16 protein-coding genes are annotated in these 21441 nt (G+C 70.0%); 10 read left to right on the top strand and 6 right to left on the bottom strand.

The annotated features are described in order from the left end of the window. Positions 1-14 precede the first annotated feature (14 nt). The gene (locus ACVTJA_RS09050) at positions 15-1208 is read right to left on the bottom strand and encodes an LLM class flavin-dependent oxidoreductase (RefSeq protein ID WP_465835579.1); all 1194 of its coding nucleotides are present in this window, start codon (positions 1206-1208) and stop codon (positions 15-17) included. A gap of 509 nt (positions 1209-1717) precedes the next feature. Between ACVTJA_RS09050 and ACVTJA_RS09045 the strand changes: the two genes are divergently transcribed. Next, positions 1718-3931 (top strand): glycosyl hydrolase family 18 protein, encoded by a 2214-nt coding sequence (locus ACVTJA_RS09045; RefSeq protein ID WP_465835577.1) that lies wholly within the window; start codon positions 1718-1720, stop codon positions 3929-3931. Positions 3932-4008: 77 nt separating this feature from the next. Here the strand turns inward: ACVTJA_RS09045 and ACVTJA_RS09040 are convergent, their stop codons facing one another. Beyond that, positions 4009-4602 (bottom strand): dihydrofolate reductase family protein, encoded by a 594-nt coding sequence (locus tag ACVTJA_RS09040; protein ID WP_465835576.1) that lies wholly within the window; start codon positions 4600-4602, stop codon positions 4009-4011. A 329-nt stretch (positions 4603-4931) separates the two neighbouring features. On the opposite strand from ACVTJA_RS09040, the gene ACVTJA_RS09035 reads away from it, so the two are divergent. From ACVTJA_RS09035 to ACVTJA_RS09025, 3 genes are all read left to right on the top strand, one after another. Beyond that, entirely contained in the window at positions 4932-5780 is an 849-nt protein-coding gene (locus ACVTJA_RS09035; protein WP_465835574.1) for a peptidoglycan-binding protein, read from the top strand. Between the two features lie 168 nt (positions 5781-5948). Then, entirely contained in the window at positions 5949-6329 is a 381-nt protein-coding gene (locus tag ACVTJA_RS09030) for a hypothetical protein (protein WP_465835572.1), read from the top strand. A gap of 89 nt (positions 6330-6418) precedes the next feature. Beyond that, complete coding sequence (locus tag ACVTJA_RS09025) at positions 6419-7897, top strand: sensor histidine kinase (RefSeq protein ID WP_465835571.1); 1479 nt, start codon at positions 6419-6421, stop codon at positions 7895-7897. Here the strand turns inward: ACVTJA_RS09025 and ACVTJA_RS09020 are convergent. Beyond that, positions 7881-9677, bottom strand: a complete 1797-nt coding sequence (locus ACVTJA_RS09020; protein WP_465835570.1) for a methyl-accepting chemotaxis protein — start codon at positions 9675-9677, stop codon at positions 7881-7883. The two genes, ACVTJA_RS09025 and ACVTJA_RS09020, sit on opposite strands and share 17 nt — an antisense overlap. A 218-nt stretch (positions 9678-9895) precedes the next feature. Then, on the bottom strand, positions 9896-11236 hold the full coding sequence (locus tag ACVTJA_RS09015; RefSeq protein ID WP_465835568.1) for a cytochrome P450: 1341 nt from the start codon (positions 11234-11236) through the stop codon (positions 9896-9898). Between the two features lie 362 nt (positions 11237-11598). Between ACVTJA_RS09015 and ACVTJA_RS09010 the strand changes: the two genes are divergently transcribed. The 4 genes from ACVTJA_RS09010 to ACVTJA_RS08995 all read left to right on the top strand — a co-directional run bounded on the left by ACVTJA_RS09010 (position 11599) and on the right by ACVTJA_RS08995 (position 16594). After that, positions 11599-11871 carry a hypothetical protein gene (locus ACVTJA_RS09010; RefSeq protein WP_465835567.1) on the top strand — a complete coding sequence of 91 codons (273 nt, stop codon included), beginning with the start codon at positions 11599-11601 and terminating at the stop codon, positions 11869-11871. Positions 11872-11874: 3 nt separating this feature from the next. Then, entirely contained in the window at positions 11875-13905 is a 2031-nt protein-coding gene (locus tag ACVTJA_RS09005) for an enoyl-CoA hydratase/isomerase family protein (RefSeq protein ID WP_465835565.1), read from the top strand. Continuing rightward, entirely contained in the window at positions 13898-14632 is a 735-nt protein-coding gene (locus ACVTJA_RS09000; RefSeq protein WP_465835563.1) for an SDR family NAD(P)-dependent oxidoreductase, read from the top strand. Before ACVTJA_RS09005 ends, ACVTJA_RS09000 begins: the two co-directional genes overlap by 8 nt. 129 nt (positions 14633-14761) lie before the next feature. Beyond that, the gene (locus ACVTJA_RS08995) at positions 14762-16594 is read left to right on the top strand and encodes a fatty acyl-AMP ligase (RefSeq protein ID WP_465835562.1); all 1833 of its coding nucleotides are present in this window, start codon (positions 14762-14764) and stop codon (positions 16592-16594) included. Positions 16595-16735: 141 nt separating this feature from the next. On the opposite strand, the gene ACVTJA_RS08990 is transcribed toward ACVTJA_RS08995, so the two are convergent. Both ACVTJA_RS08990 and ACVTJA_RS08985 read right to left on the bottom strand, forming a co-directional pair. Next, positions 16736-17596 (bottom strand): acyl-CoA desaturase, encoded by an 861-nt coding sequence (locus tag ACVTJA_RS08990; protein ID WP_465835560.1) that lies wholly within the window; start codon positions 17594-17596, stop codon positions 16736-16738. A gap of 140 nt (positions 17597-17736) precedes the next feature. After that, positions 17737-18048, bottom strand: a complete 312-nt coding sequence (locus tag ACVTJA_RS08985) for a DUF378 domain-containing protein (protein WP_465835558.1) — start codon at positions 18046-18048, stop codon at positions 17737-17739. A gap of 309 nt (positions 18049-18357) precedes the next feature. Here ACVTJA_RS08985 and ACVTJA_RS08980 point away from each other — a divergent pair, with 309 nt between their 5' ends. Further along, positions 18358-19143: a YihY/virulence factor BrkB family protein gene (locus tag ACVTJA_RS08980; RefSeq protein ID WP_465835557.1), complete on the top strand. Its 786-nt coding sequence runs from the start codon at positions 18358-18360 to the stop codon at positions 19141-19143. 152 nt (positions 19144-19295) lie between these two features. Continuing rightward, a complete protein-coding gene (locus ACVTJA_RS08975; protein WP_465835556.1) occupies positions 19296-21287 on the top strand; it encodes an AsmA family protein in 1992 nt (663 codons plus the stop codon). The last annotated feature ends 154 nt before the right edge of the window (positions 21288-21441 follow it).

Genomic DNA, 21441 nt, shown 5'->3' with positions numbered 1-21441 from the left:
TACCGGCGGAATGGCTACGGCGCCGCCGGCGTCTTGAACTCGGGGATGAGCTCGCCGGTGAGACGGATGCTCTTCATCACCTTGTCGTGCGGCAGGGCGCCCACCTGGTGGAAGGACATGAGGGCGTCGATGCCGAGCGCCTCGTAGCGCTTCAGCCGCTTCCGCACCTGGTCCTTCGTGCCGACAATCAGCGAGTCCTGCTCGCTGAGCACCTCCCAGACCTGCCCTTCCGGCACGTCCTCGCCCGCGACGATGCGCCCGAGCAGCCGCTGCGCCCGCGACTGCGGCGCGTTCGGGTCCTTCTTGCGCATGAGCTGCCCCGTCAGGCCTCCGCCCGCCGGGTCCTTCGCCAGTGACTCCAGCTCCGCCGCCGTCCGGATGAAGGCCTCCTTCGCCTCGAAGAAGGTGAAGGAGCCATTCGTGTACCAGGCCGCCGCGCTCGCGGCGCCGTTCTCCATCGCCTCCTGCTCCGAGTCCGCGCAGTGCACGAAGGTGAAGAACGCCACCTGGTTGTTCACGAACTCGCCCACCGGCTCACAGCGGGTGCGCAGCGCCTCGCGGTAGATGTGAATCATCTCCGCCACCTCCTCGGGTGACGCCCACAGCGTCACGCCCAGCGCGCCCACGCCGTTGCGCCCCGCCTGCTCGAACGAGGCCGGGCTGGAGCATGCCTGCCACAGCGGCGGGTGCGGCTTGCGGTACGGCTTGGGAATGACGCTGATGTCCTTCAGCCGGTACTCCGGGCTGTCCCAGGAGAACTTCTCCCGCGTCCACATCTTCGGCACCATCTCGAAGGCCTGCTGCATCTGCCCGCGCGTGGAGTCCGGGTCGATGTTGAAGACGCGCCACTCGGGAATGGTGCTGCGCGCGAACCCGAGCTGGAAGCGCCCTCCACTCAGGTGGTCGAGAAACGCCCCGCGCTCCGCCACGCGGATGGGGTGGTTGAAGCGCCCCGGCGCGAGCACCGACGAGTGCCCCACGTGCATCCGCTTCGTGCTCATGGCGATGGCCGTGAGCATGAGTTCCGGCGCCGAGCTGTAGCTGAACTCCACCGCGGTGTGGTGCTCCACCTGCCACCACACGCCATAGCCCATCTCATCCGCCAGCTTCGCCTGCTCCAGCGTCTCCTGGATGAGCCGGTGCTCGTGGTTGTCGCCAGTCCAATGCGCCTTCGGGTGTTGCATCTCCGAGAAGATGTCGAGTCTCAAGTCCCCTCCTCTACCGCGCAGGAATGCACCGCCCTCCAGGGCAGGCCCCGTCAGCGTAGAACAGGCGAGCAGGCAGGCTCGATACACCCTGTCACAGCGGCGGTAGTCCCTCCGGCCACATCGCCGGAAATATTGACCTCGGTGTACAATTGAACCGCTTGAGTCCGGCGAGGAAGCGTGCGTGCGCACCGGCGGCCCGAGGCAGACATTTCGCCCGTGTAAGCGATTGATATCCCGCTCTTGCACCAGACATTGTTCACTCCAGAAGCAATGCCTTGCATTCCTACCCGTCCTCCAGCCTGACGTACCCATCGAGTGCCGAAATGACTCACAAGATGGCTTGAACTGCGACTGCGAGTTTTGATGTTTGTGCCCCCACTTGCCAGGCACCCCTTGCACGCCGGTCATTTCCGACGCGGCGGTTGAGCAGACGAGGTCCCCTTCCGTCGGTTGCTGTATGGAGAAGCGGGGGCTCTTGTCGGCTCACAATCCCTGGCTGCTGGAGCACCATGAGAAAGCAGCTCAAGTGGTTCATGTTGGCAGTCGGCGTTCAGGCCACCGCGGCGTGCGGAGCGGCGTCCGACTTTCAAGGCAGCACGCCGGAGCTCACCACCCCCGAGGTGACTGCTCCCGAGGCCCCGACGCCGTCCGAATCCGCGCCCGTCGAGGCTGTCGCCACCGCGGTGGACTCCAACGGCATCTACGTGGACGCGCTCGGCTCCGGCTGGACGGACTGGTCCTGGGCCACGCACAACCTCGCGGCCACCTCTCCCATCTTCGCCGGCACGCGCGCCGTGTCCGCGACCTTCGGCGCGTGGACGGGCCTGTACTTCCACCACACGGGCGTCCCCACCGCGGGGCTCGAGTTCGTGGAGCTCCAGGTCCACGGCGGCTCCACGAGCAACCCCGCCCTCACCGCGTATGCCACCGTCGGCAACGCCGCGCGCCCCACCATCGGCGTGAATCGCTACTGTGACGGCGGCGTCATCAAGGCTTCTGCCTGGACGCGCTGCCGCCTGCCGCTGTCCGCGCTCGGCGTCACCAACGTCACCCTGGACGGCCTCGTCATCCAGGAGGGCGCCGGCCGCTCGCTGCCGGTGATGGCCTTCGACAGCATCCGCCTGGGCACCTCCGCGACGACGCCCTCCGCCCCCACCGGGCTGAAGGCCACGCCGTCCTCGTCGTACGTCTCCTTGACGTGGACCGCCTCCAGCGGCGCCACGGGCTACCACGTGTACCGCGCCACGTCCCAGACGGGCACGTACACGAAGCTGACGGTGACGCCCGTCACCACCGCCGCGTACCGCGACAGCGCCGTTACCTCCGGCGCCACGTACTGGTACGCCGTGTCCGCGGTGGGCTCCGGCGGCGAGGGCTCGCGCACCGCGGCCGTCTCCGCCACCGTGGGCTCTCCGGTGCCCACGGTGAGCATCTCCGTGACGCCCACCAGCGCTTCGCTGCTGAAGGGCGCCACGCGGACGTTCACCGCCTCCGTGACGGGTAGCACCAACACCGCCGTCACCTGGTCCGTCCAGGAGGGCTCCGCCGGTGGCACCGTCACCAGCGCCGGCCTCTACACCGCGCCGCAGACGACGGGCACGTACCACGTCGTCGCCACCAGCCAGGCCGACACCACGAAGAAGGCCACGGCCACCGTCACCGTCACCGCGTCCACGCCGGCCACCGGCAAGTGGGTGTCGGGCTACTACACCGGTTGGAACGCGGACCTGTACCCGCCGGAGAAGGTGGACTTCAGCGCGATGACGCACATCATCGTCGGCCGCGCCACGCCGCGCACGGACGGCACGCTGAGCACCGCGTTCGACAACTCGAACGGCCCCGCCATGGCGAAGACGCTGGCGACGCGGGCCCACGCGGCCGGCCGCAAGGCCATCATCATGGTGGGCGGCGCCGGTGAGCACGACAACTGGGTGGGCGCCGCCAACAGCACCAACCGCGCGAAGTTCGTGCAGAACCTCCTCTCCGCCATGGACAGCCTCGGCTACGACGGGCTCGACATCGACTGGGAGCCGGTGGAGACGGCGGACAAGCCCAACCTGCTCGCGCTCGTCAAGGAGCTGCGCGCCGCGCGTCCGGGCATGCTGCTCACCTTCCCCATCGGGTGGATCAACACCAACTTCGCCTCGGACGTGGACCCCTGGTACGCGCAGCTCGCGCCGTACCTGGACCAGGTCAACGTCATGTCCTACGAGATGATTGGCCCGTGGGACGGCTGGCAGTCCTGGTACACCTCCGCGCTGTACGGCCACGCCAGCAACCGCCCCACGTCCGTCTCCGCCAGCCTCAACGGCTGGGTGTCCGCGGGCATCCCCAAGGCGAAGCTCGGCATGGGCATCCCCTTCTACGGCATGGCCTGGCGCAACATCACCGGCCCGTACCAGACCTTCACCAACTGGTCCGACTACGTGGGCAGCGACAACTCCTACACCTACAAGAAGATTCAGCAGCTCTCCGCGTCCGGCACGTACCGCTGGGATGCCACCGCCGCCGCGAGCTACCTGACCTTCAACTCGGGTGTGGACGACGGCACCGTGCGCTGGATTTCGTACGACAGCCCGCAGGCCATCGCCGCCAAGGGCGCGTACACCCGCGACAACGGCTTCGGTGGCACCATCATCTGGACCATCAACCAGGGCTGCACCGACCCCAGCACCGGCGCCAATCCGCTGCTGGACGCGGTGAAGAGCGCCTTCCTCCAGTAGACGGAGCGCGGGCCTCTGCCTGAGCTGAACGAAGGGAGGAGCGGACACCCCGCTCCTCCCCTTTTCATTTCAGGGCCTCACTCCGCCTGGGGCGCCCCCGGCGGCGCCACGACGTTCGTCCCCGGCGCGCCCTCGGGCAGGACGGCGTAGCGCAAGAGCAGCACGCCGTTCTTGTAGACGCGGGTGGACAGCAGCTCCAGGCTCTTGAAGCCCTTCAGCCGCGTGACGAGCGGAATGCCCGAGCCGAGCAGCAGCGGATTCAGCTTGAGCACCACCTCGTCGACGAGCCCCGCGTCGAGCACCTTCGACGCGAAGTCCGCGCCGCCCGCGAGGTAGAGGTCCTTGCCCGGCTGCTCCTTGAGCCGGCGGATGAAGCCGAACGCGTCGTCGGACACGAGCTGCACGTGCGGGTGCGGGCTCTCCTTCATGGACCGGGTGAAGACGTACGTGTCCATCATCGGGTAAGGGTCCTTCACCCCCACCTTCAGGGCAGGTTCATACGTGCGGCGGCCCATCAGCACGGCGCCGTATGTCGCGAAGGACGCGATGTAGTCGGTGACGTGCTCGCCGTCCTTCACGAGCCGCTCCTGCAGGAAGGCGCCGTAGGTGTCGTCCTCGTGGGCGATGAAGCCGTCGGCGCTGGAAGCAACGTGGTACTTGAGCTTACGCATACAGAAATTCTCCAAGGCTGCGCATGCGCCCGGCGCTCCAGGCGCGGATGGAAGGGACTTCGCGGCGGGGACTCGGCAGGGCCCACACGTCCGGACGACACGCACCGGCGCGCCACGGCCTGAGTGCCGGGGCGACGGGGGAAGTCTCGGGGAAGTGGGTCAGCGGGAGGAGATCATGGGACGACGCCGTGAGGCGCCGGACGCGACATAGACCACGCCCCGCGCACGGCCGCAACCGGATTGCAGTCCCGGCACCCGGTGCGTCACATCCCCGACATGCGCACTCCGCCTCGAAGGGGGCACTGGCGCTCCCCCCGAAAGGAGACGCCATGTCCGAACAAGAATCGTATGTCCCCATCACAGGCCGTGCCCCGAAGGCCGACCCCATCCTCCAACAAGGCGCATCCGGGCCCGCCGTCGTGGAGCTGCAGCGACTGCTCACGGCGGTGGGCTGCAGCCCCGGCGCGGCGGATGGAGACTTCGGAGCGAAGACGAAGGCGGCGGTGATGGACTTCCAGCGCGCGCGGGGGTTGACGGTGGACGGCATCGTCGGTCCCGCGACGTGGGCGGCACTGCGAGCCCCCGCTCCCACGCCCGTCACCGGCCTGCGCGAGAAAATCATCGCGGAGGCGCAGTGGGGCATCTCGAACGCCGCCGGCATCCACTACCAGCAGCTGCGCCCCATGGACGGCATCAACCAGCGCCACAAGCTGCCGCTGAACACGGACTGCTCGGGCTTCGTCACGCTCTGCTACAAGTGGGCGGGCGCGGGTGACCCGAACGGCCTGGGCTTCAACGGCCAGGGCTACACGGGCACGCTGCTGAGCTACCTGAGCGCCGTGTCGCAATCTCAAGTGAAGGCGGGGGACCTCTGCCTCTGGGCGCGCAACGGCAAGGGCGAGCACGTGTCCATGGTGCTCGAACCGGGCAGCGACCCGTTGCTCATCTCCCATGGTGAGGAGTCCGGGCCCTACACCGTCCGGTTCTCTTCCTCCAATCGCTACCACTCGGGCGCGACGGTGTACTGGCTGAGGCTGCCTTCGGTGGACGGCGGCACCCGCGAGGCACCTCCAGGAGCGCTGCGGATGCAGATGCCGCGTGACGTGAGCGGCGTCACCGACGCGCCCAGCGAGGCCGGACTGGCCCGGGAGCGCGTGGAGCCTCCCGTCACGCACTGACACACACCGGGGCCGCGTCCCTCGAAAATCCGTGGCCTCCGTCACACGGCTGACGCGGGTGCCACGCGCGTCCAGCACATGCGCTCCGACCGGCGCGGCGACGTCGCATGCGGCCCCTGGCTTGCACATGCCAGGGGCTTCGATGCCGTCGCTCCGGAGGAATGTCCCGTGCGCTTCACTTCGCTCCCGATGTTGCTGGCCGCCGCGCTGCTTGCCGCCTGTGGAGAAGAGGACGAACCCGTTGTCTGCCCCGCGGTCTGGGTCCCCGCCGTGAGGATGACGGTGGTGAATGCGCGGGGCGTGGCCGTGCAGGACGCCCGCGTCACGTTCAGCCTCGACGGTGGCGCCGAAGAGGATGCCACCTGCACCCGGCAGGGCCAGACGGCGGGAACCTGCCTGGAGTGGGAGACCCGGAACGAGGTGGGCAGGTACCTCCTTCGCGCCACCAGCGCCGACGGCCAGAGCAGCGACACGAAGGAGGTCTCCGTAGCCGGCGGAGAGTGCGGGCCCAGCGGGACGGCGGAGGTGCAGCGCGTCCTCCCGGACTGAAGCGCGGCCACATGGAGCTTCCCGGCGCAATCTCCGAGCGCCTTCGAGGCGCGGAGAATGACGAGGCTCGGGTAGAGTCCGCGGCACACATGGCCGATGGAGCCCGACACACCTCGCGGTGGAGGGACGCACTGGGCTCGCTCTCCGCGCGGCTGCTGGTGGCGTTCCTCGTCCCCACCCTGCTCTTCGTCGCGCTGGCGGGCACGGCGGTGTACCAGCTCGCGCGCGCCATCCTCGAGGAGGAGCTGGGCGCCAGCCTCTCCGCCATCGCCGCCGCCACCGCGAGCCAGGTCAACGGCGAGCGCATGCTCACCGTGGAGCCCGGCGACGACGTCACCGGCACCCGCACGTGGCGAAACCTCGTGCGCACCCTGGAGGGCGTGCGCGAGGCCAGCGGCGTGCGCCGCGTCTACGTCGTGGACACCCAGGGCCGCGTGCGCGTGGACGTGGGTGGCGGCCTGCCGGTGGGCGCGGAGATGCCGGAACTGGCCCGCGACAGGCTGGAGCTGGCGCGCGTCTTCGCGGGCGAGCGCGCCGCCAGCCAGGTGCTCTTCACCGGCACGGACGGGCACCTCTACAAGACGGGCTATGCCCCCGTGCGCCAGGACGGCCGCGTCGTGGGCGCGGTGGGAGTGGAGGGCAGCGCGGCCTTCTTCGGTCCGCTGAAGAGCCTCTCGCGCACCTTCGCCGTCATGGGCGCGGTGGCCCTCGCCGCGCTCGCCGTCATCGCGCTGCTCACCGCGCGCGGGCTGGCCCGGCCGCTGCGGCGGCTGATGGACTCCGCGCTGCGCATCGGCCGGGGAGACCTCACCACGCCCGTGCCGCCGGAGCCCACGCTCGAAATCGGCGTGCTGGCGCGCGAGCTGGAGGTGATGCGTGGCGCGCTGGAGAGCCGGGACAGGCAGCTCAAGATGATGCTCGCCGGCGTGGCCCACGAGGTGCGCAACCCCATCGGCGGAATCGCCCTCTTCTCGGGCCTCCTCCAGGAGGACCTCCAGGCCGGCGCCCACTCCGACGCGAGCGAGCACGTGAAGCGCATCCAGCGCGAGGTGGCCTACCTCCAGCAAATCGTCGAGGACTTCCTCGCCTTCGCCCGCGAGCAGCCGCTGGCCCGCGCGCCGGTACAGGCGCCCGAGCTGCTCTCCGGCGCCTGCGAGCTGCTGGCCGCCGAGGCGGGCACGCGCCAGGTCGCCGTGGAGGTGGACGCCGCGCCCGCGCTGCTGGAGGCGGACGGCAGCCTGCTCACCGCGGCCCTGGTGAACCTGGTGAAGAACGCGGTGCAGGCCTCGCCCCAGGGAGGCAGGGTGCGCGTGTCCGGCACGGCGGGCGAGGGCCGCTACACCATCCAGGTGCGCGACACCGGGCCCGGTGTCCCCGAGGCGGAGCGCGAGCGCATCTTCGAGCCCTTCTTCACCACGCGGGAGAAGGGCACCGGCCTGGGCCTGCCGCTGGCACGGAAGATTGCCCTCGCGCACGGCGGCGACCTGCGCCTCGCCTCCGCGCCGGGGGACACCACCTTCGTCCTCACGCTGCCGCTGAGCGGGACGGACGTCAGCGCGTCGCGGTGAACTGCCGGGCCATGCGGCCCACTTCCTGAGACACGTTGGAGAGCGTGGCGGTGGCCTCCTGCGTGGACTCCAGGCGCTTCAGCGTGGCGTCCATGATTTGCGACAGGTCGCCAATGGCCGTGAAGATTTGCGAGAAGCCGGCGTTCTGCTGCGTCACCGCCGAGGCAATCTGACGCGCCGCCGTGGAGTTCTCCTGGGAGATGCGCGACAGCTCGCGCAGCGACTCACCGGACGCGCGCATCTGGTCCAGGCCGGTGCCGATGGTGTGCACGCCCTGCTCACCCATCAGCGCCGCGTCGCGGATGCCCTTGCTGATGTCCTGGAGGATGCCGCGAATGCGCCGCGTGGCCTGGATGGACTGGTCCGCCAGCCCGCGAATCTCGCGCGCCACCACCGCGAAGCCCTTTCCCTGCTCGCCCGAGCGCGCCGCCTCAATCGCCGCGTTCACCGCGAGCAGGTGCGACTGGTCCGCCAGGTCCTTCACCGTCTCGGTGATGTCGCCAATCTGGGTGGTGCTCTCCGCCAGCCGCGCCAGCCGCTGCTGGATGCCGTCCACCGCGCGGCGGATGTCCGCCAACCCGGTGACGCTCTGCTCCACCGCCGCCTCACCCTTCTGGCCCAATTCCTCCGCGCGACGGGCCACCTGGAGCACCTCGTCCGCGCGCTCCGCCGCCAGCAGGGACGTGCGCTTGATTTCCTCCGACGTCACCTGCGCCTCGTGCAGCGCGGCGGCCTGACGGGTGAGGCTCTGCTGCTGCTCGTCGTTGGCGGCGCGCAGGTGGCCGCCCGCATCCCCCAACAGCGCGGCGGAGGCCTGAAGGGTCAGCGGAAGCTGCCGCAGCTTCGCCAGCACCGCGTTCATCCCCGAGGCCAGGGTGCCAATCTCATCCGTGGACACCCACTCGGGCGAAATCGTGCGCCCGTCCGCCAGGGCTTCAATCGCCACGCCTACCGCGCGGGTGCCCTCCGCCTGACGGCGCGCGAGCATGTACGTGGTGATGGCCGGCAGGATGAGCACCAGACCGGCCACCCAGGCCATGGAGCTCAACAACTCCTTCACCAGCGTGCCGCCCAGCGAGTCCAGCATCTGCGAGGTGGTGATGGCCCCCTCGCTGGCCAATTCCACACGCAGCACGTCGCGCAGCCCCAGCATCTTCACCGCCATCACACAGCCGCTCAGCAGCAGCGTGGAGACGATGGAGGCCACGAAGGTGAAGGGCAGGAACCACGCCTGGCGCGGCCAGAAGAAGCCACCACCGCGAGGCGCCACGGCCGGGTGCAGCCGCTGCTCCTCCATCGCGAGCGGCACCAACTGCTTCTCCAGGCTCAGCGCGATGGGCACCGACATCACCACGCCGAAGCAGAAGGCGATGGTGGAGCCCAGCACCACGCGCAGCACCTCCTTGTCGAACTGGAGACACACCGGGATGCTGAAGCTCAGCCCGCCCAGCGTCCATGCCGCGTAGGTGGTGAAGACCGTGCTCTGCCACGGCAGCCGGAGGATGCGGCCCAGCCGCTCACCCGGCGCGTCATCCGCACGGTGCCTCAGGGCCCGCGAGGCCAGCAGGCGCAGCGCGGCATAGGGGTAGATGGTGCCGAAGAAGAAGATGAGCGCGGGGGCGATGCGCGTGGTGGCCCACAGCCCCTCGTCGCTGTTGAGCCCCATGGACAGCGCGATGAGGTACGCGCAATTCAAGCCGGGCAGCGCCACCCAGCTGATGAAGGTGAGTGCACCCTTCCTGGCGAAATCACTGATGACCTTCTCATCCATGTTGTCCATGACCGCATGCCCCCCGAGCGCGAGCGCGCCTCCCCCGCCTGGCTGTCCCCCCGGACGTGGCATGTAACAGCGCTACCTTCGCCGTCGCGCATGCCAGCGCTCACCGATGCAGCTTAGTGAGCAACGCCTCGCGGATTCCAGCCACCGGGGTCGATGTGAGTGCTCACAACTGTGTGAAAGGGATGGAATCCCTGCACTCCCAGCACACATGTAACGATTCAGGACCGCAATCGCTCTATGCACATGCGCAGACCGCCGGACGGGGCGATGGTGACGGCGCGACGTTGGGGCCGTACCTGGGGGTCCAGCGGTGCCAGCTCGAAACGCGAGAGGAGGATTCCGAGCACGACCTTCATCTCATACAGCGCGAGTGCCATTCCGATACATCGGCGCACACCTCCTCCGAAGGGCAGATATTCGAAGGGTGAATAGGCTCGCTCCAGGAAGCGCTCCGGACGGAACGCGTCGGGTTCCGCGAAGGCCTCCGGGCGGTGGTGGGCGAGGTAGATGCACGCGGCCACCGTGACGCCCGCGGGTACCTCGTGACCTTGGATGAGGAAGGGCACCTGGGTGCGGCGCGCGACGACGGGGATGATGGGGTGCAGGCGCAGCGTCTCCTGGCAGACGGCCTTCAGCCAGGGCGCGGCGCTGCCAGCGAGCGCGGCCGGTGTGGGCTCGGGCCCCAGCGCGTGCAATTCCTCACGCAGCCGCTCCAATGCGCCGGGTGAGGTGTGCAGCCAATGCAGGGCCCAGGCGATGGCCGTCGCCGTCGTCTCGTAGCCCGTCACCACCAGCGTCATCAGCTCATCACGCAGCACGCCGTCGTCCAGGGGCGTGCCGTCCTCGTAGGTGGCCGCCAGCAGCATGCCGAGGATGTCGCCGCGCTCGCTGTCCTTCAGCTCGCGCCGGTGGCGCACCTCCTCCAGGAGGAGCGCGTCGATGCGCTCCAGGCTCCGCCGGTACGCGGCCCAGGCCTCGGACTGGTGCTCCTCGCGGAGCTGCCCGAGGTTGCCGAGGTTGAACTTGGAGTCGTTGAGGAAGGCCTGGATGCGCTCGCTCAACTCGTCGGCGCGGGCGCCGCCCTCCAGGCCGAACACCGCCGTGAGGATGACCCGCAGCGACACGCGCTGCATGACGTCCTGGATGACGACGGACTGTCCGGGCCGCCAGTCCTGGAGGGCCGCCAGCGTGGCCTCGCGCACCCGCGCGCCGTACTGTTCGATTCGCCGCGAATGGAAGGCCGGCCCCAGCATGCGCCGCTCGCGCTGGTGTGGCTTCTCCTCCAGCAGCAGCAGCGAGTGCGCGCCGAGCAGCGGCTTCAGCACCACGTTGCCCTCGCCCGCGTGCAGCACCGCGGGGTCCGCGGAGAAGATGTCCCGCAGCGCGTCCGGATGCGAGAACACCGCGTACGTGCCGTGGCTGCCGAGCTCCAGCGTGAAGGCGTCTCCCAGCCGCTCCCGGCTGCTGAGCAACAACTCATAGGGACGCGCGCGCCATAGCAGCGATTGCTGCACTGCTGGAAGCTCGACGCGTGGAGGCAGTGGGCTGACGTTCTGCATGTGGAAGCTCCCCCCGGGCCCCTGACGCTACTCCTCCCGTCGATTCACAGCGCAGACGTGGGTCTGTGCGGTCATTCCTGACAACCCTCGAGTCAACATCACCCATGTCCCCTTCGCGTCGCTTGGAGCTCGAATGTGTCCGTCACCATGCAACAAACGAAGATTGATACAGAGTCATGAGACACCCGCTTCTCCAGGTTAGACCCTCCCTGTATATTTTTATCATTCATTGATTCTACGCCGGGTGGGTTGGGGTCGGCGGGTGGCGGGAAGTCTCCCGGGTTGGGGCGCAGTGCTGCTGCTCCTGGATTGGACAACCGGGCTGCTGACTGTTCAGTGGCCCAGCGATGGGGGGTTCCGCGATGCACACCGGGAGCGAAAGCGATTCCATTCTTCACGCCGTGGTGGCGGCGACACGGGCCGCGTGCCGGCTGCCCCTGCCCGACGTCATCGAGCGCGGGCATTGCTTCGTCACGGACCTGGGCTTCGACTCGATGAGCATTGCCCGGCTCGCGTTGGAGCTGGAGGACCGCGTCCGGCAGCCGGTGCTGCTGGACGACTGGATTGCGAGTGAGCCGGACCCGTCCGCGCTCACCGTGGGCTCGCTCTGCAACTACGTCGCTGCACTGGGGTAGGCCATGTCCAACGCCACGAGGCTCTTCGGGACGCAGTGGGTGGGAGATGTCCTGGTGCTGACGCTGGACACTCCCGGGTGTGACTTCAACATCTTCAGCCATGAAGCGGCGGTGCAACTGCTGGAGCTCCTGGAGGGCGTGGACCGCGAGCGGGTGCGCGCGCTCGTCTTCCGCAGCGCCAAGCCGGGCAGCTTCATCAACGGCGTGGGGCTGATGATGGCGGGCACCGCCCAGGCGCCCGAGGACATCGCGCGGATGACGGAGACGGTGACGCGCGCCTACCGCGCGGTGCGCGAGTTCCCCGCACCCACCATCGCCGCCATCCGGGGCAACTGCTACGGCTGTGGGGTGGAGTTCTCGCTGCACTGCGACTACCGCGTCGCCGCGCACACGTACGAGACCCACTTCTACATGACGGAGATTGCCGAGTACCTGTTCATCCCGGCGTTCGGCAGCACGCAGGACCTGCCCCGGCTCATCGGCCTGGAGAGCGCCACGGAGGCGCTGCTGTGGGGCCAGCGCTGGTCCGCGCCTGATGCGATGCGCCGCGGGCTGGTGGATGCCTGCTTCGACGACGCGGGCTTCGACGCGGGCGTGGAGCTCTTCGTGGACTCGGTACTGGACTGTGGCTCACCGAAGCGCTGCCAGGTGGCCCCATGGGAGCTCCCCCCCGTGCCGCCGGACTTCGAGGCGCGCACGCGTGAGCGCATCGCCAGCCTGCCGCCGGCGTACCAGCCCGTGTACACGGAGTGCTTCGAGCTGATGCTGGCCGCCTCGCGGCGGGACGTGGCGGACGCGGCGCACTACCAGCTCGAGGTGGAGGCCTGCGGGCGCTCGGTGGTGAACCCCATCGCCAAGGCCGCGCTGTCCATCTTCTTCGTGCGGCGGCTCGCGCAGCACCACAGCCTGCGCGAGCACGAGTTGCCGCCGCTCACGCACCTCGTCATCGACGCCGAGGATGCGCGGCTCGCGTCGTTCGCGGAGGAGCTGCGCACCCGGCGCGTGCGCGGCCTGTCGGTGGAGGTGGCGCCGTGGGCTCCGCCTCCGGGCGCTCCGGCCATCCACGTCACAGGCTACGCGCCCGAGCAGGGGCCGCTGCCGGAGGGCACGGTGGCGCTGGCGGTGGACCTGGTGGAGGGCTCGCTGCTGGGGACGTCGGACGTGGTGCTGTACGCGCCGCTGCTGGAGGCGGGCCTGCCGGTGGTGGAGTTGCGCGGGGGGAAGGGCCAGCCGCTGGACGTGGCGCGCAGCCTCTTCGCGCTGCTGCACCGGGCCGGGTTCCACCCGGTGCTGTCGAACGCGACGGGAGAGCCGGTGCTGCATGCGCTGCTCGGCGCGTACCTGGGGCCGCTGGTGGCGCACGTGCTCGAGGGTGGCGAGGCGCGGGAGGCGCTGGCCACGGTACGCACCATCGGCTTCGTGCGCTCTCCGGCGGAGCTCATCCACGCGCTGCCGCGCGCCGCGCTGGCCATGGTGCTGGCGCCGCACCTGCCGGGGCCGGTGGCGCTGAACACCGTGGAGCAGGCGCTGGAGGCGCTGGCCACCGCGGAGGTCCGGGGGGCGCATGGCTCCGCGCCGCTCGCGGACGCGGTGCTCATCTCGCTGCTGGGCTTCGCCACCCGCGCACTCTCGGAGCGCACGCTGGGGCACCCCACCGTGGTGGACGTGCTGGCGCGGGAGCTCATCGACTTCCCGCTCGGCTTCGGGAGTCTGTGCCGCTACCTCACACGCGAGCGGGCCTCGCGCCTGCTGACGTCGGACGCGGTGCGGGCCCTGCTGCCCGATGGGCCCATGCTGGCGCTGGACGCGTTCATCTCGACGGGACGCGACTTCTACCCGCAGGCCAAGCCGGCCTCGCGCCCCGCCGCCTCGGAGCCATCCGCCGCTCGGACCGAGCCCACGCAGCGGACCGCGACCCACTCCACCGAGCAGGTGCGGAGCGCCATGCAGGCCGCACCCGCGCCCGGGGACCTGACCGCGCGGCAGCCTTCCGCCTCCGAGCCCTCGCCTCCCCCCCGGGGCCTGCATGTCTGAGCCTCGCGTCGCCGTCATCACGGGAGCGGCGGGTGGCATCGGGCGCGCGGTGGTGCGGCGCCTGCTGCGCGCCGGGCTTCACCTGGTGGCGACGGACCACGCGCCGGAGTCCCTGCGCGCGCTGGCGCAGGTGAGCGAGGACCCGCCCCGCCTGAGCTGCGAGGTAATGGACGTGGCGGACGTGGATTCCGTGCGCCGCGTGGCCGCGAGCGTCGACGCGGCCTGGCACCGGGTGGACGTGCTCGTCACCTGCGCGGGCGTGTTCCAGCAGGTGTCCGCGCTCAAGGACGACGCGGAGGCCGTCGAGCGCGTGCTGCGCATCAACCTCACCGGCACGCTCCACACCACCACGCACTTCGGCGCCATCATGGCGCGCACGGGCGGGCGCATCGTCCACGTGAGCTCCATCTCCGGGCTCACCGGGGCCGCGCTCGCGGGGCCGTACGCGGCGTCGAAGGCGGGCATGGTGGCGCTCACGCAGTCCCACGCTCGCGAGCTGGCGCCGCACGGCATCTCCGTCAACGCGGTGCTGCCGGGCTATGTCGACACGCCCATGGCCGCGCCGATGCGCGCCACGCTGCAGCAGTTCGTCATGCCTCGCGTGCCCCTGCGCCGCTTCGCACAGCCGGACGAAATCGCCGAGGTCATCGAGTTCCTCGCCACCTGCAAGACACCCTACCTGACGGGAGCGGCCATCCCCATCGACGGAGGTCTGCATGTCGGCTGAGCTCGCTCCCGCGCATGTCGCCTCCGAGGCCGAGCCCGCGGCCATGCTCATCGACGGAGGTCTGTATGCCGGCTGAGTCCGCTCGCGCGTGCATCACCTCGGAGGCCGAGCTCATCGACGGAGGTCCGCATGTCGGCTGCTGAGTCCGCACCCCCGGCGCTGCGTCCCGCTCCTTCGCTCACACTCGCCGAGGCGGAGCCCGCGAACTCGGCGTGGTTGCCCGTGCCCGCGAACACCGGGGCTGAAGTCACGGCCTGGCTGCCCGCCCGCACGCTCACCTTCCCCGAGGCCTTCGCGCGGCGCGTGGCCCGCACGCCCGACCAGCCCGTGCTCCACGCGGTGGGCTTCACCGGACGCGAGCCCCAGGCGCGGCCCTTCACCTACGTGGCGCTCGCGAAGAGTGTCCATCAAGCCGCCGCGCTGCTGGCCCGCGCGTGCGTGCGGCCCGGGGACACCGTGCTGCTGTGCGTGTCCCGCGCGGACGCGTTCTTCTCATTCCTCGTCGCCACGCAGGTGCTCGGCGCCATCCCCGCGCCACTGCCGTCGATGGCCGACCTGCAGATGCAGTCGTACCAGTCGCGACTCCGCTCGGTGGCCCGCGACGCGAAGCCTCGCGTCCTGGTGGTGGACGACGCGCGCGCCCGGCAGGCCGTGGCCGGGGCGCTCGACGCGGCGACGCTCGCCCTCGTCGAGGTAGCGGAGCTGGACGGCGAGTCCGTTCCCCTGGAGCGCGCGCTCGACTGGCGCTGCCGCCCGGAGGGAATTGCCTTCCTGCAGTACACGTCCGGCAGCACCGGCGAGCCGAAGGGCGTGGTGGTGCGGCACGACAACCTCGTGGCCAACCTGCGCGCCATCATCGAGGGCGGACGCATGGACGGGCACGACGCCGTCTACTCGTGGCTGCCCGTGTTCCACGACATGGGCCTGGTGGCCGGGCTGCTGCTCGGCATGTACCTGGGCATTCCCGCGTACGTCGCGCCGCTGAAGAGCTTCGTCTACCGGCCGGACTCGTGGCTGCGGGCCATCCACCGCTTCCGCGCCACGTTCAGCCCCGCGCCGAACTTCGCGTACCACCTGCTCGCGCACCGCATCCCCGAGAGCGCGCTGCGCGAGCTGGACCTGTCCTCGTGGCGGCTCGCCTTCGACGGGGCGGAGCCCATAGACCCGAAGACGGCCGAGGCCTTCATCCGTCGCTTCGGACCCGCTGGCTTCCGCGCCACCAGCTTCCGCCCCGCGTACGGACTGGCCGAGGCGACCCTGGCCGTGTCCTTCCCTCCTCCGGATGCGCCCCTGCGCTGTGACACCGTGGAGCGCGAGGCCCTCACGGCCCGAGGTGAAGCGCGGCCCGTGGAGAGCGGAAGCGCGGACAGCACCACCCTCATCAGCGTGGGCCGGCCCGTGCCCGGGCACCGGGTGCGCATCCTCTCCACCGAGGACGGACGCGAATTGCCCGAGCGGCACCTGGGGGAAGTCGCGGTGTCCGGCCCGTCCGTGACGCCCGGCTACTTCCATGAGCTGCGCGAGGGCGGAGCGCCGCGCGGGGAGCTGCGCACGGGAGACCTGGGCTACCTCGCCGAGGGCGAGCTGTTCATCGTGGACCGGCTCAAGGATTTGCTCGTCGTGGGCGGCCGCAAGCATGCGCCGGCCGACGTGGAGCGCGTGGTGGGCGCGCTGGACGGCGTGCGCAGTGGCGCGGTGGTGGCGTTCAGCGTGCGCGGCTCCGAGGGCACGGAGGAGGTCGTCCTCGCCGTCACTCCTGAGACGGGCGCGGACCCGGCCGCGCTGGAGGCAGCGGTGCAGCGGGCCGCGCAGGAGCACTTCGGCTTCCCGCCGCGCGTGGTCTTCGTGCGCCCGGGAGCGCTACCGAAGACGTCCAGCGGAAAGCTGCAGCGCTCCGCGTGCCGCGCGCGCTACCTGGACGGGACGCTCCAGCGCCTCACGCGGGAGCAGGCCCCGGCGTAGCCCCCTTCAGCGGGTCGGAGTCGTTCCACGCCTGGAGGCAGGCATCCACGTTGTCCAGCGGCTCGTCCATCGACTCGCGGCGATGGCTCCCGATTGACGGTGGCGTCGCGGGTGAGCCGGAAGCCGTATGGATGTGGGGCGTCACCGCGGGAGAGCCCATTGACGCCGCGGCGCTGCCCCCGAAGATGGGACGAGAGGAGGGGCGGCCGCGGAGGAGCGCGCGCGGGCTGGGGTCCGGAGGGGCTGCTGGGCGACCTCCGTGTCGTGGCCGCGCGGGACGTGGGCCAGTCGGATGAGCTTCAGCCGGGCCAGCAGCCGCATCACCTGCCAGGTCGGGTCGAGCTCGAAGCGCCGGGAGGCGAAGTCCGGGTTGGCCGGCCGGGCGTGGTGGTTGTTCTGGAACAGCTCGCCCATGCACAGCGCGTCCACGGGCAGCGAGTTGCGGGACTCGTCGCGGGTGCGGAAGTTGCGGTAGCCGTAGCGGTGGCCGCACCAGTTGACGATGGCGCCGTGTATCGGCCCCATGACGTAGTGCAGTGGCAGTAGCAGGTACTGCCAGCGCCGGGTGGCGAAGCGCCGGTAGAACAGCGTGTAGAGCGCCCCGAAGCCAATGCGGGACGGCCAGCGTCCGAAGGTGCGGTCCACGGCGGGCCACTCGGGGTAGCCACCGAGGAAGCGCGCCTCCGGCTGCTCGCGCCGGGTGACGAAGGCGGCATAGCGGCGCGCCGTCGCGAGCATCATCCGGGCCGGGTTGCCGTGGTGGGCGGGGGAGTGAGGGTCCTTCTCCGTATCGGCGAAGGCATGGTGCTCACGGTGGAGGAGCGCATAGGCGCGAGGCTCGAGGTAGCTCGAGCCCTGCACCAGCGCGGTGAGCAGATGCAGTGAGCGCTCGGTCTTCGGTCCCATCGTGTACATCCGGTGGGCCGCGTATCGGTGCTGGAAGAGGCTCTGCAGGAGGACCGACAGGGCCCAGTGTCCTGTGAAGAAGAGCGAGATGTGCATGCCTGGGTAACACCCGGGCATGTCACTCGCATGTCAGAAGGCGCAAGATGGCAATCCGCGAGCTGCTGCCAACCCGGGACGCGGGTGGCTCTTCCCGGGTGCCACTGCCCACTCCTCCTTCAGCTCCACGGCGCTCCACGTCAGGTACGCACGTCCGACCGCCGGTTGGCCCCGGCACCCGTGATTCGGGTCGTCGTGGTCGTTGTCGTCATGTCCAGCGGCCGGCGCCACGGGAACGTGAGCGCGAGCGCCACTCCCGCCAGTCCCACGATGGAGTAGATGAGCCGCGCAAGAGCGCTGGTCACCTCTCGTGAGCCGCCACCCAGAATCGCATCCACGAGGTTCCAGTTGAAGAAGCCGATCAACCCCCAGTTGATGGCTCCGATGATGACCAGCACGGCCATCATCTTGGCCAGCACTGCCTTCAAGCGGTCAGCATCCGCGCGTTCCATGACTCGTCTCCTCGGATAGAGGTGTCGTGAGGGCTGGCAGCGAGCGAGGCCTCCAGGTGGAAAACCGGGCTGCGCTCCAAAACCAACCTATCAAGTGTCCGGCGCTCGGGCCCGGCTGCCTCCCTGGTCCGTGGCGCTCTTGAAGCAGACGGAGGCGGGGCGAGACTACCTTTCGCCCAGGAGATGACCATGGAAGGCGAGCCCCGAAGCCTGACTCGCAAGGAAGCGCCTGGCTCGGAAAGGTGCCCTGCCGGGGCGCGGAGGGGTCTGCCCGGCAGAGCAGCGGAGTGGAGGGGCCTGCTTGCGGGGTTGAGACGGGAGTGGAAGCGCAACCAACTGAGCGACGCGGCGGCCGCCCTCACGTTCTACGGCCTCCTGTCTCTCTTTCCCTTCCTGCTCCTCACCGTCGCCCTGGCGGGCCTCGTCATCCAACCCTCGCAGGTGGAAGCGCTCATCGGCGCGCTGGGGCGCGAGGTCCCCCCGGCCTTCAGCCAGCTCCTCTATGCGCAGCTCGCGCAACTCACCTCCGGGCCTGGCAGGGGGATGCTCACGTTCAGCGCGCTCGCCGCGGTGTGGTCGGCGACCGCCGGGGTGATGAGCCTCATGACGGCCCTCAATACCGCCTACGGTGTGACGGAGAGCCGTCCGCGCTGGAAGGTCCTCGGGATGGCGCTGGGGATGGTGCTGGCAGGAGCCGTCCTGGCGCCGCTCGCCGGGCTCGTCGCGGTGGCCGCCCCTGCCCTTGCCACCAGGCTCGGCGGGCCCTGGGCAGCCCTGGCTGGCTGGCTGAGGTTTCCCCTCGCGGCGCTGCTGATGATGAGCCTCTGGGCAATCCTCTACTCCGTGCTCCCGGATGCCCGGCAGGAGTTCAAGTTCATCACCCCCGGCTCCGTGGTGGGAGTGCTCGTCTGGCTCGCCGCTTCGCTGGGCTTCTCCTTCTATGTCTCCCGCTTCAGCACGTTCGGCATCACCTATGGAGCCTTGGGGGGCATCATCGTCCTGCTGCTGTGGATGTGGATTTCCTCGCTCGCGCTGATGCTGGGCGCCGAGATCAACGCCGTCCTCGCTCGCCGTTCTCCTGAAGGAAAGCGCTGAGCCCGCTCAGGTCCGAGCGGCGGCACGGCGCCGGTCGACGAAGGGACATTGCGCACGGGCGGCGAGACAGCCGGCTCTTGCTGGTGCGGCCCAACGGGAGCATGGCCGCGTGAGGGCTTCGTGGGGCCGGGAACGGCCCAACTCTCAAGGACATGAAGAGGACTGCTCACTCCGCCCGCCGTGTCTCGAAGGTCGCGCTCGCTGTCGTGGCCGCGGTGCTGGTGTTGGTGGCCGGTGCGCTGGCGCTGAAGCCGCCGTGGATCGCCGAGCGTCTGCGTGAGCAACTCGAAACCACCGCCACCAGGTCTCTCGGCCGCCCCGTGAGCGTCGAAAAGCTCGAGGCCCACTGGCTTCCGAGGCCCGGCGCCGCCATCACGAACCTGCGGGTCGAGGGCGAAGGCAACGAGCCGGCACTCCTCGAGGCCCCACGTGCGACTGCGACCGTTCAGCTCTGGCCGCTGCTCCGGAGTCTCGGCAAGGACGTGCGCGTGGGCGCGCTGAAGCTCGATGCCACGAAGCTGAACCTGGTGCGGCGCGAGAACGGGACGTGGAACTACGAGTCGCTCGGGAGCACCGGCCCGGAGTCCGAGCGAGCGGCGTTCGTCGAGGACCTTCGGATTCGAGACGGCGTGGTGAACGTGACCGACCTGCAGGCGGCCGGGGGCACCGCCGCGGTGGTGCTTCGGGACATCGACGTGGAATTGAAGGGCCTCGGACCGGGCCGAGCACTCGAGGGCGCCATGAAGGCAGCGCTCGCCGCACCGGAGCAGAACGTGGCGCTGGACTTCGAGGTCGACCCGCTCCCCGCCGGGAAGCTCCAGCCCGGCCAGCCGTGGCCCGAAGTGACGATGCACCTGCGCGGCGAGGACCTCTCCGTGAACGCATTCCGGAACTTCCTGCCTCCGAAGGTGGCTGGCTACTTCACCGGGGGCCGGGTGGACGTCCGCGCGGACGTGAAGACGGAACAGGGCGCGTACTCGCTCACGGGCCACGGCTCAGCGAGGGAGCTGAAGCTTCGCGGTGAGCCGGCGAGCGGCTCGTTCGACTTCACCTCGCGCATCGACCCGGCCCATGCGAAGGCGGCGAAGGTGGACTTCACGCAGCTCTCGCTCGAGGGCCCGGGCATCCAGCTCGGCGGCACGGCCTCGGCCCGGGTGGCGCCCACGCGCGTGCGGTTCGCACTGCAAGGGCAGGAGCTCGACGTGAAGCACCTGCTCGGAGCGCTGCCACCGCAGCCGAAGGATGCAGAATCGTCCACCGCGCTGCCGGCCTCGGTGCGCGCGCGGCTCGGGAAGATTGATGTGGGCGGCACGCTCAAGCTCGCGAAGCTCCATCACGGCGCGCTCGTGGCCACGGACGTGGACGCGCAGGCGAAGCTGGATGAAGGCGTGCTCCTGGTGCAGCGTGGTGGCGCAACGCTCTATGGCGGGCACGCGGACCTCACGGGGACCCGGGTGGACCTCACCAAGAAGCAGCCGGAGTGGACACTGAAGGTGGTCCTCGCCGGAGTGGACACCGCGCAGGCCTTCCAATCGCTTTCGGGACACCCGTCCCTGCGGGGCAAGGTCAGCGGCGAGCTTCAACTCTCCGGTACCGGAGCGGATTGGGCCCAGGCGCGGGACCGCGTCACCGGCGGCGGGAATGTGCAGCTTCGCGACGGTGCCCTCACGACGGTGGACGTCGGGGCGGAGGTGACTCCGATTCTGACCCAGGGCCTGGCGGTGCTGGGGCACAAGGGCGCGGCGGGCACGGTCCAGAAGGCGGAGCAGGGCACCCGGCTGAAGGACCTGAGCGCGCAGTTCCAGGTCCAGGACGGATGGGTCGCGTTCACGAAGCCCATGGCGTTTCAGTCGGACATTGGCTCCGGGACGCTGGATGGGCGGGTGGGGCTCGACCAACGCCTGGAGCTCAAGGGCACCATCAACTCTTCCGAACAGTTCGTCTCGGCCATCACCCGCGGTGCGATTCCAACGAAGGTGCCGGTGACGATTCCACTCACCATCACGGGCACGCTGAGAGCGCCCGAGGTGACGCCTGGCAGCCCGCTGGACATCGCCAGGGGCCCGCTGCCAGAGGGGCTCGAGAACCCGGTGAACCAGGCACGCAAGGGCCTTGGAGACCTCTTCAAGCGGCCCCGGAAGTAGCGAAGGCGTCTGGCCCGCCCTCGGCAACGGCGCTCCACACAGGCGGGACGCCCGCGCGCCACGAGCCATGGCGCGCCGGTGGAGCGCGACCGGGCTGATATGGCGCGCGAACCCGGACGTTGAGCCTCGGGGCAGGAGGCCCCGCGGGAGCACT

Source organism: Pyxidicoccus sp. M6 (assembly GCF_055568925.1).
The sequence above is the reverse complement of the archived record's forward strand: the minus strand, read 5'-3'. Positions and strand labels throughout refer to the sequence as shown.

Excerpts from the sequence above, each read along its gene's own strand:
- ACVTJA_RS09045 (WP_465835577.1), top strand. The coding sequence starts at position 1,718 with ATGAGAAAGCAGCTCAAGTGGTTCATGTTGGCAGTCGGCGTTCAGGCC.
- ACVTJA_RS09040 (WP_465835576.1), bottom strand. The coding sequence starts at position 4,602 with ATGCGTAAGCTCAAGTACCACGTTGCTTCCAGCGCCGACGGCTTCATC.
- ACVTJA_RS09035 (WP_465835574.1), top strand. The coding sequence starts at position 4,932 with ATGTCCGAACAAGAATCGTATGTCCCCATCACAGGCCGTGCCCCGAAG.
- ACVTJA_RS09025 (WP_465835571.1), top strand. The coding sequence starts at position 6,419 with ATGGCCGATGGAGCCCGACACACCTCGCGGTGGAGGGACGCACTGGGC.
- ACVTJA_RS09020 (WP_465835570.1), bottom strand. The coding sequence starts at position 9,677 with ATGGACAACATGGATGAGAAGGTCATCAGTGATTTCGCCAGGAAGGGT.
- ACVTJA_RS09015 (WP_465835568.1), bottom strand. The coding sequence starts at position 11,236 with ATGCAGAACGTCAGCCCACTGCCTCCACGCGTCGAGCTTCCAGCAGTG.
- ACVTJA_RS09010 (WP_465835567.1), top strand. The coding sequence starts at position 11,599 with ATGCACACCGGGAGCGAAAGCGATTCCATTCTTCACGCCGTGGTGGCG.
- ACVTJA_RS09005 (WP_465835565.1), top strand. The coding sequence starts at position 11,875 with ATGTCCAACGCCACGAGGCTCTTCGGGACGCAGTGGGTGGGAGATGTC.
- ACVTJA_RS09000 (WP_465835563.1), top strand. The coding sequence starts at position 13,898 with ATGTCTGAGCCTCGCGTCGCCGTCATCACGGGAGCGGCGGGTGGCATC.
- ACVTJA_RS08995 (WP_465835562.1), top strand. The coding sequence starts at position 14,762 with ATGTCGGCTGCTGAGTCCGCACCCCCGGCGCTGCGTCCCGCTCCTTCG.
- ACVTJA_RS08990 (WP_465835560.1), bottom strand. The coding sequence starts at position 17,596 with ATGCACATCTCGCTCTTCTTCACAGGACACTGGGCCCTGTCGGTCCTC.
- ACVTJA_RS08985 (WP_465835558.1), bottom strand. The coding sequence starts at position 18,048 with ATGGAACGCGCGGATGCTGACCGCTTGAAGGCAGTGCTGGCCAAGATG.
- ACVTJA_RS08975 (WP_465835556.1), top strand. The coding sequence starts at position 19,296 with ATGAAGAGGACTGCTCACTCCGCCCGCCGTGTCTCGAAGGTCGCGCTC.